15 protein-coding genes and 1 tRNA gene are annotated in these 12,764 nt (G+C 73.6%); 6 read left to right on the top strand and 10 right to left on the bottom strand.

Features of this window, described 5'->3' with window-relative positions:
* Positions 1-95: 95 nt before the first annotated feature.
* From ACH4F2_RS20730 to ACH4F2_RS20705, 6 genes are all read right to left on the bottom strand, one after another.
* On the bottom strand, positions 96-248 hold the full coding sequence (locus tag ACH4F2_RS20730; protein WP_398134163.1) for a hypothetical protein: 153 nt from the start codon (positions 246-248) through the stop codon (positions 96-98).
* Between the two features lie 122 nt (positions 249-370).
* Complete coding sequence (locus ACH4F2_RS20725) at positions 371-1,195, bottom strand: hypothetical protein (protein WP_398134162.1); 825 nt, start codon at positions 1,193-1,195, stop codon at positions 371-373.
* A 135-nt stretch (positions 1,196-1,330) separates the two neighbouring features.
* A tRNA-Ser gene (locus ACH4F2_RS20720) sits at positions 1,331-1,415 on the bottom strand.
* A gap of 66 nt (positions 1,416-1,481) precedes the next feature.
* Positions 1,482-1,913 (bottom strand): tRNA adenosine(34) deaminase TadA, encoded by a 432-nt coding sequence (gene tadA, locus ACH4F2_RS20715; RefSeq protein ID WP_398134278.1) that lies wholly within the window; start codon positions 1,911-1,913, stop codon positions 1,482-1,484.
* Positions 1,914-2,008: 95 nt separating this feature from the next.
* Entirely contained in the window at positions 2,009-2,560 is a 552-nt protein-coding gene (locus ACH4F2_RS20710; RefSeq protein WP_398134277.1) for a hypothetical protein, read from the bottom strand.
* Between the two features lie 288 nt (positions 2,561-2,848).
* Entirely contained in the window at positions 2,849-3,091 is a 243-nt protein-coding gene (locus ACH4F2_RS20705) for a hypothetical protein (RefSeq protein WP_398134161.1), read from the bottom strand.
* Between the two features lie 251 nt (positions 3,092-3,342).
* Between ACH4F2_RS20705 and ACH4F2_RS20700 the strand changes: the two genes are divergently transcribed.
* Entirely contained in the window at positions 3,343-4,971 is a 1,629-nt protein-coding gene (locus tag ACH4F2_RS20700; protein ID WP_398134160.1) for an IS200/IS605 family accessory protein TnpB-related protein, read from the top strand.
* Between the two features lie 95 nt (positions 4,972-5,066).
* Entirely contained in the window at positions 5,067-5,702 is a 636-nt protein-coding gene (gene upp, locus ACH4F2_RS20695) for a uracil phosphoribosyltransferase (RefSeq protein WP_398134159.1), read from the top strand.
* Positions 5,703-5,788: 86 nt separating this feature from the next.
* On the opposite strand, the gene ACH4F2_RS20690 is transcribed toward upp, so the two are convergent.
* From ACH4F2_RS20690 to ACH4F2_RS20675, 4 genes are all read right to left on the bottom strand, one after another.
* On the bottom strand, positions 5,789-6,406 hold the full coding sequence (locus ACH4F2_RS20690; RefSeq protein ID WP_398134276.1) for a LytR C-terminal domain-containing protein: 618 nt from the start codon (positions 6,404-6,406) through the stop codon (positions 5,789-5,791).
* Positions 6,407-6,589: 183 nt separating this feature from the next.
* Positions 6,590-6,886, bottom strand: coding sequence for a type II toxin-antitoxin system VapB family antitoxin (locus ACH4F2_RS20685; RefSeq protein WP_003999914.1), 297 nt, complete (start codon positions 6,884-6,886; stop codon positions 6,590-6,592).
* A gap of 203 nt (positions 6,887-7,089) precedes the next feature.
* Positions 7,090-7,683, bottom strand: a complete 594-nt coding sequence (locus ACH4F2_RS20680) for an HhH-GPD-type base excision DNA repair protein (RefSeq protein ID WP_398134158.1) — start codon at positions 7,681-7,683, stop codon at positions 7,090-7,092.
* Positions 7,684-7,708: 25 nt separating this feature from the next.
* Positions 7,709-8,440, bottom strand: a complete 732-nt coding sequence (locus ACH4F2_RS20675; RefSeq protein WP_398134157.1) for a siderophore-interacting protein — start codon at positions 8,438-8,440, stop codon at positions 7,709-7,711.
* Between the two features lie 82 nt (positions 8,441-8,522).
* On the opposite strand from ACH4F2_RS20675, the gene ACH4F2_RS20670 reads away from it, so the two are divergent.
* Genes ACH4F2_RS20670 through ACH4F2_RS20655 form a run of 4 tightly spaced genes read left to right on the top strand, consistent with a single transcriptional unit; the run spans position 8,523 to position 12,556 of the window.
* Positions 8,523-10,682, top strand: a complete 2,160-nt coding sequence (locus ACH4F2_RS20670; RefSeq protein WP_398134156.1) for a penicillin acylase family protein — start codon at positions 8,523-8,525, stop codon at positions 10,680-10,682.
* Positions 10,675-11,307: a GNAT family N-acetyltransferase gene (locus ACH4F2_RS20665; RefSeq protein WP_398134155.1), complete on the top strand. Its 633-nt coding sequence runs from the start codon at positions 10,675-10,677 to the stop codon at positions 11,305-11,307. Before ACH4F2_RS20670 ends, ACH4F2_RS20665 begins: the two co-directional genes overlap by 8 nt.
* Positions 11,304-11,795: a cupin domain-containing protein gene (locus ACH4F2_RS20660; RefSeq protein ID WP_398134154.1), complete on the top strand. Its 492-nt coding sequence runs from the start codon at positions 11,304-11,306 to the stop codon at positions 11,793-11,795. The genes ACH4F2_RS20665 and ACH4F2_RS20660 overlap by 4 nt, the downstream gene beginning before the upstream one ends.
* Complete coding sequence (locus ACH4F2_RS20655) at positions 11,792-12,556, top strand: SDR family NAD(P)-dependent oxidoreductase (protein ID WP_398134153.1); 765 nt, start codon at positions 11,792-11,794, stop codon at positions 12,554-12,556. The genes ACH4F2_RS20660 and ACH4F2_RS20655 overlap by 4 nt, the downstream gene beginning before the upstream one ends.
* The last annotated feature ends 208 nt before the right edge of the window (positions 12,557-12,764 follow it).

Raw genomic sequence — 12,764 nt, 5'->3', positions numbered from 1 at the left:
CCCCCACGACGAACGCCGACGACGAACGGCACAACGACGAACGCCCCGCCCGGTGACCCGGGCGGGGCGTTCGCGTCATGCGCCGTGGGGCGCACTCACGCCGGTATCGTGTGCGGGCTGGCCTCGTCGCCGGCGATCTGGTGGACGGAGTTCCCGGCCGGGGCGGAGAGCTCCGCCGCGGCCTCCAGGCCGAGCACCAGGGTCAGAGCCGCGACGATCCCGCTCAGTGCGAATACCTTGCTGCGCATGTGGTGTCCCCCCACGGGTGGTTTGCGGCGGCCGACCGTGCCGGCCGCTCTCGACACCACTGATGCTGCTGGCCGCGGTTCCCGAACCGATCCCTTCTCGTTACCGCCCCCGCGGCCGGCCGTTACCGCGGCTCGGAGCCCCCGTCGGCGCACCCGGCGATCCGGGGCCCCTGTGGCGTGAGGACGACGTCGGTGCACAGCGCCCCGTTGGCGAATCCCGCCAGATCGAGCAACTCCCGTACGCAGGAGCGGATCGCGGACACCGCCTCCGGCGCCGTGCGGTCCCCGCCGCCGTCCCCCGGCAGGCGCACCACGCTCACCACGTGGTGCATCCCGCCCAGCGACAGCGTCCGCATCCGGAACAGCGGCCCGGTCAGCAACTCCTCGACCAGGTGCGGTCCGTCCTCCGCGGTCTTCGCCCACAGGGTGAGGTGCTCCACGTCCCGTACGACGGCGGTCTCCCGCCAATCGGCCCGTGCGCCCCGGGACTTGATCACGACCGGGGGCCCGAACAGCTCGGCCGCCGCTCGCGCCTCGTCCCCGTCGGCTGCCTCCTCGGCCCGCACGGGCGGTCGCGTTCCTCCGAGCAGCAGCCGCCGCAGCGTCACCGGGTGCCTCAGCCGCTCCGCGGCCGGGTCGTGCCAGAGCCTCCCGGACAGCTCCCGCCGGAGCCGTCGTACGACGGCCCGTACGGCGGGCCCGGCATGCGGACCGCACAGCACCTGTCCGATGCCGTACCGCCGCACGAGCCCGGCCAGCAGGGCGTGCAGCGTTCCGTCGGGAGCCGCCGCCGGGCCCGCGACGAACACCCGCTGCACCCGCACCGAGGCGGGCACGGGTTCGCCGGGCTCCTGCACCACCCACAGGTCGAACCCGGAGGTCACGGCGGACCGCAGCAGTTCGTCCCCGGGCCCCACCAACAGCATCCGTTCCGCAACGCTCGCCACGGCATATCTCTCCCGCCGGTCCACTTCGAATGCGGCCAGGATCCTGCCGGGCCTTACCGTTCGCCTCCCGATCCGATCCCGGGCATGCGAAACACCCCCTGGTCCGTGTCGCCACGGTCCAGAGGGTGTCATCAGCGGTAGCGGAGGGATTTGAACCCTCGGTGACTTGCGCCACACTCGCTTTCGAGGCGAGCTCCTTCGGCCGCTCGGACACGCTACCGAGAGAGACCTTACAACAGACTGCGGCGTGGTCGAAATCGATTCCGGGCGGCTTGGCAGGTGCCGGTCAGCGGTCGCGGAAGAAGTCCGTGAGCAGCCGGGCGCAGTCGTCCGCGAGTACGCCCTCGACCACCTCGGGACGGTGGTTGAGGCGCCGGTCGCGCACGACGTCCCACAGGGAGCCGGCCGCGCCCGCCTTCTCGTCGCGGGCGCCGTAGACGACGCGGTCCACGCGGGACTGCACGAGCGCGCCCGCGCACATCGTGCACGGCTCCAGGGTGACGACGAGCGTGCAGCCGGCCAGCCGCCACTCGCCGAGCCCGGCGGCGGCCCGCCGGACGGCGAGGACCTCGGCGTGGGCCGTGGGGTCGCCGGTGGCCTCGCGTTCGTTGTGCCCGGCCGCCAGCACGGTGCGGCCGTCCGGTGCCAGCACGACGGCGCCGACGGGAACGTCTCCGCCCCGTGCGGCCCGCCCGGCCTCGGCCAGGGCGAGCCGCATCGCGGTCCGCCACCGGTCGCGGACCGGGTCGAGCGGCACGTGACGGTCCGCCGGTTCTTCCTCCCGGCCCCCTCCGGCCGGCTCGGCCGGCGCGGTCAGCGGACGGCCTCCAGTACGTCGGAGACGCCCAGGGCCTCGGCGATCTCACCGACCGCGTCCCCGGACATCGAGCGCAGCTCCTTCTCGCTCACGCCGAGGTCGCCGAGGATCTCGGCGTCGCCGACCGGGCCGTGCGGCACGGCGTCACCCGTGCCCGCGGCCGCTTCACCGCCGGCCGCGCCGTCCTCGTCGTCCTCGTCGTCGGAGGTGCCGTCCTCCGTGCCGTCGAGGTCGAGGGCGTCGAGGTCGTCGCCGTCGTCACCGGGCTCCCGGCCGAGCAGTTCGTCGGTGAGCAGGATCTCGCCGTAGCTGCTGCGGGCGGCCGCGGCGGCGTCCGAGACGTAGATACGGGGGTCCTCCTCGCCGTCCACCCGGACGACTCCGAACCACGCGTCCTCCTGCTCGATCAGCACGAGCACCGTGTCGTCGTCGGGTGCGGCCTCGCGGGCGAGGTCGGCCAGATCCGACAGGGTCTCCACATCGTCGAGCTCTGTGTCGCTCGCTTCCCACCCGTCTTCGGTGCGCGCGAGCAGTGCGGCGAAGTACACCGTGACTCTCCCACTGGTCATAGGCGTGCCGGTTGGAGGTCCCCCCGGCGGAGGCTGCGGGCGGGGGAGCGGTGCTCCGAGCCCACCCACTCGGAATCGTGGCAGAAACAAGGCCCTCAGGGGACGTCTTCGGCGCCCTGTGTCCGGCAGTTTCGGCCGGGGTACGGGTCTCGTCGCCGCCACGTGCGGATCGTACGCGGATTCTCGCGGCGCTCGTGTACGTCCGTCGTCGTAACGTCGGCGCGGCGCGCGATCTTCCCCGGCCGGGTCAGGGAAACGCCCAGGGAGCTACCAGCGGAAGGTGCGCATGCGCATCGCCTGGCGCAGCCGGGCGGCCTTGGCGCGGCGCGGCCGGACGCGGTCCCGCAGCTCGCGGGCCTCCGTCAGGTCGCGCAGGAACTGGGCCCGGCGCCGGCGGCGCTCGGCGTCCCTCTCCAGCTCCGTACTCCGTTCCGCACTCCGCTCCGTCCCGCGTCCCGTCCCCGGCTTCTTGCCGGGGGACGGCGTGTCGTGGATATCCCGGTCAGGCACAGTCTCACCACCCAGTGTCCGTCCCTCCCGCCTTCCCCCGGCCGGGGGGTGTGGAACTGCTCGTCTCTGAGTGTGTATGAGTGTGTTCTGGCGTGTGTGAGTGAGTGCGGGTGTGGGTGTGGTCCGTGGGCTGCGCTTTGTTGCGTCCGGGGGAACGGGAGTCCGTGTATCGAATGGGTGACCTTTGGCTGGTCTGCTCGTTGGGTGTGGTGATCGGGTTTTCAGGGTGTGGCGCTTGGCGGGGGTGGGGGATGGGTGGACTGCGGGAGCTGGCGGCGCCGTTCGTCGAGCTGGGCCCGTCGGGGGTTGCGGTCCGGACCCGGCTGGGGCAGCTCACCGCGGTGGATGTGGAGGTGCTGCGGCGGGTGGGCGTGCATCTGGGCACCCTGGCCTCGCGTGATCTCAAGGCGCGCTGCCGGGATGGCCTGGGGCATGATGCCGGGGCGTGGGCGGTGCGTAAGCGTGAGCTGACACCGCAGTCGTCGGCCCGGTGGGCGGGTTCGATCACGAAGGCCACGCATGATCAGTGGGCGCTGGCCCGCCGTTGTCAGCGTGCCCACCTGCAGTCCCTGGAGGCGGGGGTGCGGATGGTGCGGCAGCGGTTGTCGCTGCCGGTCGGTTCGAAGGGTTCGAAGAAGGCCCCGGGTGGTTACCGCAGCAGGCAGGAGTGGCATGCCAAGGCCCGCCGCCTGCGGGTGCTGGAGACCCGGCTGGAGCGGGCACGCGCCGACTGGGCGGCCGGGACCGTGCACGTGGTGCGGGGCGGCAAGCACCTGGCGCGCACCCGGCATCACCTGCCCGCCGCGCAGCTGTCCGTATCCCAGTGGCGTGAGCGCTGGGAGGCGGCACGCTGGTTCCTGCAGGCGGACGGGGAGAGCGGCAAACGGTTCGGGAACGAGACCCTGCGTGTCAGCCCGGACGGTGAGGTCAGCATCAAGCTGCCCGCCCCGCTCAAGGAGTGGGCCAATGCTCCGCACGGCCGGTACGTCCTCACCGGCCGCATCCGGTTCGCGCACCGCGGACAGGAATGGGCCGACCGCGTGACAGCCAACCGAGCTGTCGCCTACCGCATCCACCACGACGTGGTCCGCGGCCGCTGGTATGTAACGGCGTCCTGGCAACAGCCCGTCACCCCCACACTCCCCCTGGCCGCTGCGCTGGCCGGCGGTGTGATCGGCGTCGACATGAACGCTGGCCACCTCGCCGCCTGGCGCCTGGACACCCACGGCAACCCGGTAGGCAGTCCCCGACGCTTCACCTACAACCTCACCGGACCAGCCGAACACCGGGACGCGCAGGTCCGCCACGCCCTCACCCGGCTCCTCAACTGGGCCCGGGCCTGCGGCGTGAAGGCCATCGCCGTCGAGGACCTCGACTTCACCGCCGAGACGACCCGCGAGAAACACGGCGGCAGGAAACAGTTCAGGCAGCTGATCTCCGGCATGCCCACCGGCCGCCTCCGCACCCGCCTGACCTCCATGGCCGACCAGACCGGGATCACGGTCATCGCCGTCGACCCCGCCTACACCTCGAAGTGGGGCGCCCAGCACTGGCAGAAACCCCTCACCAGCCAAACCCGTAAGACGACCCGGCACGATGCCGCGAGCATCGCGATCGGACGACGCGCCCAGGGCTACCCGGTCAGGCGTCGGACGGCACCGCCCCGCACCCACCAGAGCGATGGATGCGGGCATCGGACCGTCCAGGCCCCACCGGAAACCCCTGGGCGTGAGGGACCCCGCCCCCGTATTCCCGGACCACGGACACGATCCGTGAAACCGGACACGGAGCGAAAGCGGGCGACCAGGACACCCAACACCGTTCGGGATGTCCGCAGCGTGCAGGAATGGGTCCAGCACTCACTCCTGCACACTGAATAGGAACGGTTTGACGCGGGCGAACGGGTGGAGCCGTGAGCAGGGGCTTGTCCGCCGCGGGGACGCCGGGCTTCCGGGGCCCGGTTACTGTGGGGGACATGCGTCTCCACGTCGTCGACCACCCCCTGGTCGCTCACAAGCTCACCACGCTGCGCGACCAGCGCACCGACTCCGCGACCTTCCGACGTCTCGCCGACGAGCTGGTCACCCTGCTCGCCTACGAGGCCACGCGCGACGTGCGCACCGAACAGGTCGACATCCACACGCCGGTCTGCCCGACCACCGGCGTCAAGCTCTCCCACCCGCGCCCGCTGGTGGTGCCGATCCTGCGGGCCGGTCTCGGCATGCTCGACGGCATGGTGCGGCTGCTGCCGACCGCCGAGGTGGGCTTCCTCGGCATGGTGCGCAACGAGGAGACGCTGCAGGCATCCACGTACGCGACCCGCATGCCCGACGACCTCTCCGGACGTCAGGTGTACGTCCTGGACCCGATGCTGGCCACCGGCGGCACGCTGGTCGCGGCGATCCAGGAACTGATCAAGCGCGGCGCCGACGACGTGACGGCCGTGGTGCTGCTCGCCGCCCCCGAGGGCGTCGAACTCATGGAGCGCGAGCTGGCCGGCACCCCGGTGACGGTCGTGACGGCCTCGGTGGACGAGCGCCTCAACGAGCAGGGCTACATCGTGCCGGGCCTCGGCGACGCCGGCGACCGGATGTACGGCGCGGCCGAGTAGGCCTTCAGAGCCTCGTACGGTCCTTCAGGGTTTCGTGCCGGTCCGTCAGGGTCTCGTGCCGGCCCGTCAGGGTCCCGTACGGCTGCTCAGCAGCTCTTCTTCTCCACGGCGGGCGTCGGCCGCGGCGCGGCCAGCTTGGCCAGCGCCGCGTCGGCGTCCGCCTTCCTCGTCAGCTCCTTGAAGCCGTTACCGATGATCAGGTCGACGGCGGGGCCCCTGCGGGCCGCGTCGGTACGGCGGTCGGCGGCGGGGAGCTGGGTGCCGAGGACGGGCAGGGAGGTCTTCAGGGCGGCGGCGGGGCCGAGCAGGACGCCCGTGCCGTCGACCTTCTTGTCGTACTCCTCGGTCGCGTTGCCCACGTCGCCGACGCGGAAGCCGCGCTTCTTCAGCTCGTCGGCGGTCTTCTGCGCGAGGCCGCCGCGGGTCGTCGCGTTGAACACGTTGACGGTGACCTGGGCGGGCTTCGGCACGGCCACCGCGGCGGGCGGGGCGCTCGCCTTCGCGGTGGCCTCCGAGCAGCCCGCGGCGCCGGCCGCCGAGGCCTTGTCGCCGCCGGTGAAGACGTCGATGAGCTGCAGGGTGCCCCAGCCGAGCACTCCGAGCACGGTGACGCAGGCGACGCCGGCGAACGCGAGCCGGCCGCGTCGTCGGACCGGTCGCATCCGCGGGTACTTGTCCCCCGTGATCTTGTACCGGCCGCCCATGCCAGGGGGAGTGAGCATGCTCATGGTCGCAGCGTAGTGCGCTCGGGCGACGATGCCTATTAGATGATCAGTCGACGTTCCGGCGTTCGGGGAAACGCAACCCGAACGGGTCAATCCGGAGCGTCGCGAGGGTCGTCGCGACAGCCGGGCCGGGGTCGGAACCGGGGCCGGCGCCGGTTTCGGTCAGTCGAGTTCGAGGACCCGCGCGTGCAGCACCTGGCGCTGCTGGAGCGCCGCGCGCACCGCGCGGTGCAGGCCGTCCTCGAGATACAGGTCGCCCTGCCACTTCACGACGTGCGCGAAGAGGTCGCCGTAGAAGGTGGAGTCCTCGGCGAGGAGCGTTTCCAGGTCGAGTTGGCCCTTGGTCGTCACGAGCTGATCGAGGCGGACCGGGCGCGGCGCGACGTCCGCCCACTGCCGGGTGCTCTCCCGGCCGTGGTCGGGGTACGGCCGGCCGTTTCCGATGCGCTTGAAGATCACACGGAAAGCCTACCGGGCAAGACGTCGCGGGCGCAGCCATGGCGCCGGAGCGCGGCGCCGGAAATGACACCGCAAAACCGGGCAAACGGGAACGAGGGTCGGTGCGAGGGCCGGTGCGGGAGCCGGTGCGGGGTTCGGGGCCTGACGACGGGCCGCCTCGGGTCCGTGGCTCCCGGGGCCGGGGTTCCGGGCCCCTCACCCCGCTACCGGCCGGAGGCCTTCGCGGCCTTCGCCGCCGCTTTCATCTCCTGTTTGTGGGCGCGCACCTTGGCCAGGGACTCCGGCCCGGTGATATCGGCGACGGACCGGAAGGACTTCGGTTCGCCGTAGGCGCCGGCGGCCTCGCGCCAGCCCTCCGGCCGGACGCCGAGCTGCTTGCCGAGCAGGGCGAGGAAGATCTGGGCCTTCTGCTTGCCGAAACCCGGCAGTTCCTGGAGCCGCCTCAGCAGCTCCTTGCCGGTGGTGACGCCCCGCCAGACGGCCTCGGCGTCACCGTCGTAGGTCTCGACGAGGTACCGGCACAGCTGCTGGACGCGCCCCGCCATCGAGCCGGGGTAGCGGTGCACGGCCGGCTTGCCGGAGAGCAGGGCGGCGAAGGCCTCGGGGTCGTGGGCGGCGATGTCGTGCGCGTCCAGGTCCTCCGCGCCCATGCGCCGGGCGATGGTCGACGGGCCCTTGAACGCCCACTCCATGGGGACTTGCTGATCCAGCAGCATGCCGACCAGCGCGGCGAGCGGGCTGCGGCCGAGGAGCTCGTCGGCCTCGGGGTCCTGGGCGAGGTGAAGTGTGACGTCCATGCCCCCGATGATCGCGCGGGCGGGCTCAGGTCGCGCGCCAGTACCCCAGCGCGTTCACCCGCTGCTTGGGCAGCCCCAGCTCCTTGCGGGCGTACGAGGCCAGCGCCCGGGTCGTCGCCGTGTCGCAGGCGATCCAGACGTACGGCTCGGGGGTGGCCCCCAGCAGTTCCGGCAGGGCCTCCTTCACCTGTGCGACCAGGTGGGCGCCGGCGTCGCGGCGCGGGACCGTGCGGACCTCGTGGCGGCCGGGGTCGGTGCGGAACGGCAGGCCGTCGGTGCCGGTGCCGCCGTCCTCGAACCAGATCGTCGCCGGGACCGGCCCCAGCGCGTCGAGGAGGGAGTTGAGGGCGGGCAGGGACGCCGGGTCCGCGACCGCGAAGACGCGGGAGGGGAGCGGCTGAGGGAGCTCGAAGCCGGTGCCCTGGACCGTCGCCTCCACGGTGTCGCCCGGCTTCGCCGCCCGGGCCCAGTCGCTCGCGCACCCCTCGTGCAGGGCGAACTCCATGCCGAAGGTGCCCGTCGCGGGGTCCGGGTCGACCAGCGTGTACGCCCGCTGGTGCGGCTTGCCCGCGTTCTCGAACCACAGCCGCACCCACATCGTCGGGTGGACGCCGGTCGCCGCCAGCAGGCCGCCGTCACTCAGCCGCAGCCGCCGGAAGTGCGGGGTCACGTCCTCGGCGTCCGTCACGGTGAACTCGAAGTCCTTCGCACGCATCAGCTTGAGGACCGCGCCCTCCCAACCCCGCCCCTGCCCCATCGTTTCTTCACCCTTCACGTACTATTCGGCCACGACCAAAGACTTAGGTGAGCCTAACCTAAAGGAAAGTAGGGGCACAGGGGTGAGCGCCGAGACCTACCGCGACGCCTGGGGGATCCCGCACCTGCGCGCGGACAGCGCGGGCGAACTCGCCCGCGCCCAGGGCCGGGTGACCGCCCGCGACCGGGCCTGGCAGCTGGAGGTCGAGCGCCACCGCGCGCAGGGCACCTCCGCCTCCTTCCTGGGCCCCGGAGCCCTGTCCTGGGACCGGCTCGCCAGACGGGCCCGGCTCGCGGACACCGCCCGCCGCTGCTTCGCCGCCCTGGAGGAGAAGGACCCGGAGACGGCCGCCTGGGTGCGGGCGTACGTGGACGGTGTGAACGAAGGGCTGGCCGAGGGGGCCGGGAGCGACGACCCCGGAGGCGACGGACCCGGAGACGACGGACCCCGAGGCGACGGACCCCGAGGCGTCGAGCCCGGAGGCGACGGACCCGCCCCCGAGTTCGCGCGCGCCGGCCTCGCCCCCGGCCGCTGGGAGCCCTGGACCCCGCTCGGCGTCTGGCTCGCCACGCACATCCTCTTCGCGGGCTTCCCCGCCAAGCTCTGGCGCGAGCACATCACCGCGCACCTGGGCCCGGACGCCGTCGCCCTCTTCGCCGCCGACGGCCCCGGCACCGCCGGCAGCAACGGCTGGCTGGTGAGCGGCGAACGGACCGTGACCGGGCACGCGGTCATCGCCGGCGACCCGCACCGCTTCATCGAGGACCCCGGCGTCTACCAGCAGATCCACCTGTCCTGCCCGGAGTTCGACGTCGTCGGCCTCGCCGTGCCCGGCGTCCCCGGCATCGCCCACTTCGGCCACACCGGCACGGTCGCCTGGGCCATCACCAACGCCATGGCCGACTACCAGGACCTGTACCGGGAGCGACTGCGCCGCACCGGCGCCGGCGTCGAGGCGCTCGGTCCCGACGGCACCTGGCACCGCGCCGCCCGCCACACGGAGACCATCCGGGTCGCGGGGGAGGACGACGTCCAGGTCGAGGTCATCGAGACCGACCGGGGCCCGGTCATCGCCGGCGGACCCGAGGGCCTCGACGACGGCACCCCCACCGCCCTCAGCCTGCGCTACCCGCCCCGCGTCACCGCCGACCTCGGCTTCGGCGCCCTGCTGCCGCTGCTGCGGGCCCGCCGGGTCGCCGACGTGGACCGCGCCCTGGACGCGTGGGCCGAGCCGGTCAACGTCGTGCAGGCCGCCGACACCGAGGGCGGGCTGCTGCACCGGGTCGCGGGGCGCGTGCCGGTGCGGTCCACCACCAACGGCCTGCGCCCCGTGCCCGCCTGGGAGCCCGGCCACGAGTGGACCGGCTGGCACACCCCGCCCCGCGCCGGACTCACCGACGGCGTCGCCGTGATGGCCAACCAGCGCGGCCCGGCCGGCCCGCTCGGCGTCGAGTTCGCGCCGCCGCACCGCGCCGACCGCATCACCGCCCTGCTCGCCGCGAAGGAACGCTGGTCGGCCGCCTGCATGCCCGCGATCCACACGGACACCCACCTCGCCTCGGCCGCCCCCCTCCTGGACCACCTGACCGCCCTGGACGCCCTGACCCCCGAGGCCGGCGCCCTGCGCGACCGCCTCCTCGCCTGGGACCGGCGCATGGACGCCGACAGCACCGACGCGGCGGCGTACGCGGCCCTGCGCGCAGCGGTCGTCCGGCGGCTGGCGGCGCACCCGGTCCTCGCCGCGGCGTCCGTGCCGCCCGCCTACCCCGAGGTGCTGCTGCCGTGGCTCGCGCTCGTGCCACGCGTCGGATACGCCCTCGAACACCTGCTGCGCGCCGACGACCTGTACGGCATCGACCGCGCCGCGGCCGTCCGCGCGGCACTGGAGGAGGTGGCCGCCCGCCCGCCCGCGGGCACCTGGGGCGACACGCACCGCCTCGCCCCCTGGCGGGCGCTGCCGGACGCCTCCCCCGAGGAGGAACCCGGCCTGTCCGGCGACCACGACTGCGTGCTGTGCACCTCCGCCGTCCCCGGCCTCACCGACCGCGCCGCACGCGGCCCCGCCGCCCGCTACGTCTGGGACCTGGCCGACCGCCAGGACAGCGGCTGGGTGGTGCCCCACGGCGCCCGGGGCGTACCCGGAACGCCCCACCACCGCGACCAGCAGCAGCTCTGGCTCGACGGGGAACTCGCCCCGGTGGTCACCGACTTCGCCCGGCTCACGAAGGAAACCGATGGCTGACCCGCACACGCCCCCGCTCCCGTCCCCGTACGCCTCCCGCGTCCCCGTCCACGAGCAGGACCTCGACGGCTTCGGCACCGTCCGCGTCCTCCCCCTCGACGCCGCCGCCGACGCCGCCGTGATCCACGGCTGGGTGAGCGAGGAACGGGCCGCCTTCTGGGGCATGAACGGCCTCACCCCGGACCAGGTCGCCGGTATCTACGCCCACATGGACACGCTCGACACCCACCACGCCTTCCTGGTCGTGAAGGACGGCGCGCCCGTCGCGCTGCTCCAGACCTACGACCCCGGAGCCGACCGGGTGAGCGAGTGCTACGACGTCGAACCCGGCGACATCGGTGTCCACCTGCTGCTCGCCCCCGCCGGGACCGAGGGCGCGCGGCCCGGCTGGACCGCCGCGCTGGCGGGGTCCCTCATGGCGTACGTCCTGCTGGGGCTGGACCGGACGCGGATCGTGGTCGACCCGGACGTCGGCAACGAGAAGGCGATCGCCCGCTTCCTCAAACAGGGCTTCACCGCCGGACCGGCGGTCGTGCTGCCGGAGGTCGACCTGCCGGACGTGTTCCTGCCCGAGAAGAAGGCGCAACTCGCGTTCCTCCGCAGGGAGGTAGCGTTCCCGGGGTGACTTCCCCGCCGACCGCCGAGGACCTGATCGCGCACTACGCGCTGGAGCCCCTCCCGCGCGAGGGCGGCCTGTTCCGGCGTACCTGGGCCGGCCCCGAGCGCCCGGACGGACGCCCGGCCGGCTCGGCCATCGTGGCCCTGCTGACCGCCCGTCCGGGTGACTTCTCCGCCCTGCACCGCCTGCCCACCGACGAGGTCTGGCACTTCTACCTCGGTGATCCGCTGGAACTGCTCCTGCTCGCTCCCGACGGCGGCGCCCGTACGGCCGTACTGGGGCCGGACGTCCTGGGCGGACAGCACGTGCAGTTCACCGTCCCCGCCGGGACCTGGATGGGCGCCAGTGTGGTGACGGGCGGCGCGTGGTCGCTCTTCGGCTGCACGATGGCCCCCGGGTTCACCTACGGGGACTACGAGCACGGCGACGCGGCCGCCCTCACGGCGCGCTACCCGGCCGAGGCCGCGCGGATCGTGGAACTGTGCCGTCCATGAACCTCCTCGACGGCCAGGTCGCCCTGGTCACCGGCGCGGGCGGCGGCATCGGACGGGGCATCGCCCTGCGGTTCGCCGAGGAGGGCGCGGCGGTCGCGGTGCACTGCCGTACGGCGGTGGAGGCGGCACGGGACGTGGCGGCGCGGATCCGGGAGCGGGGCGGGCGGGCCACGGTCCTGCGGGCCGACCTCACCGACGCGGACGCCTGCCGTGCCCTGGTCGAGGAGGCCGCCGACTGGGGCGGGGGACGGCTGACGGCACTGGTCAACAACGCGGGCGTGCAGCCGCTGCGGGACCTGCCCGGCATGACGGCCGCCGAGTGGCGGACGGTGGTGGACACCAACCTCACCGGTGTCTTCGCGTGCACGCAGGCCGCCGCCCGGATCATGCGGGCCCATGACGACGGCGGCACGGTCACGCACATCGCCTCCATCGAGGCGGGCGCCCCCGCACCCGCCCACGCGCACTACGGCGCCTCCAAGGCGGCGGTCGTGGCACACGCCCGTTCGGCGGCGCTGGAGTACGGCCCGTGGGGAGTGAGGGTCAACACCGTCTCGCCCGGCCTCATCGACCGGGACGGCCTCACGCAGGCCTGGCCGGACGGCGTACGGCGGTGGCGGGAGGCGGCGCCCACGGGACGGCTCGGGCGCCCGGAGGACGTGGGCGACGCGTGCGTGTTCCTCGCGTCGCCACTGGCGTCCTGGGTCACCGGCCACGACCTCGTGGTGGACGGCGGGGTGACGGCACGCCCGTCGTGGTGAGGACCCGGCCCGGCACCCGGTGAGTCTCCGGTGCGTCTGTGGTGCGTCTGTGGTGCGTCTGGGGTGAGCGGGGCGGCGCCCGCGTCCGTACCTGTCCCGGAGGCAGTGGGCCGCGACGACGGAGATGCGACGTGAGGTGTGGTGGCGGTGCGCGCACCGGAGACCGGGCGCGAGGGGACCGTGGAAACGGACGGGGCCGACGGGGAGC

The sequence above is a fragment of the Streptomyces sp. NPDC017890 genome, assembly GCF_044328675.1.
Lineage (GTDB): Bacteria > Actinomycetota > Actinomycetes > Streptomycetales > Streptomycetaceae > Streptomyces.
The sequence above is the reverse complement of the archived record's forward strand: the minus strand, read 5'-3'. Positions and strand labels throughout refer to the sequence as shown.

Coding starts and splice junctions, on each gene's coding strand:
- ACH4F2_RS20730 (WP_398134163.1), bottom strand. CDS start 248: ATGCGCAGCAAGGTATTCGCACTGAGCGGGATCGTCGCGGCTCTGACC.
- tadA (WP_398134278.1), bottom strand. CDS start 1,913: ATGCGGCTCGCCCTGGCCGAGGCCGGGCGGGCCGCACGGGGCGGAGAC.
- ACH4F2_RS20700 (WP_398134160.1), top strand. CDS start 3,343: ATGGGTGGACTGCGGGAGCTGGCGGCGCCGTTCGTCGAGCTGGGCCCG.
- upp (WP_398134159.1), top strand. CDS start 5,067: ATGCGTCTCCACGTCGTCGACCACCCCCTGGTCGCTCACAAGCTCACC.
- ACH4F2_RS20690 (WP_398134276.1), bottom strand. CDS start 6,406: ATGGGCGGCCGGTACAAGATCACGGGGGACAAGTACCCGCGGATGCGA.
- ACH4F2_RS20680 (WP_398134158.1), bottom strand. CDS start 7,683: ATGGACGTCACACTTCACCTCGCCCAGGACCCCGAGGCCGACGAGCTC.
- ACH4F2_RS20675 (WP_398134157.1), bottom strand. CDS start 8,440: ATGGGGCAGGGGCGGGGTTGGGAGGGCGCGGTCCTCAAGCTGATGCGT.
- ACH4F2_RS20665 (WP_398134155.1), top strand. CDS start 10,675: ATGGCTGACCCGCACACGCCCCCGCTCCCGTCCCCGTACGCCTCCCGC.
- ACH4F2_RS20655 (WP_398134153.1), top strand. CDS start 11,792: ATGAACCTCCTCGACGGCCAGGTCGCCCTGGTCACCGGCGCGGGCGGC.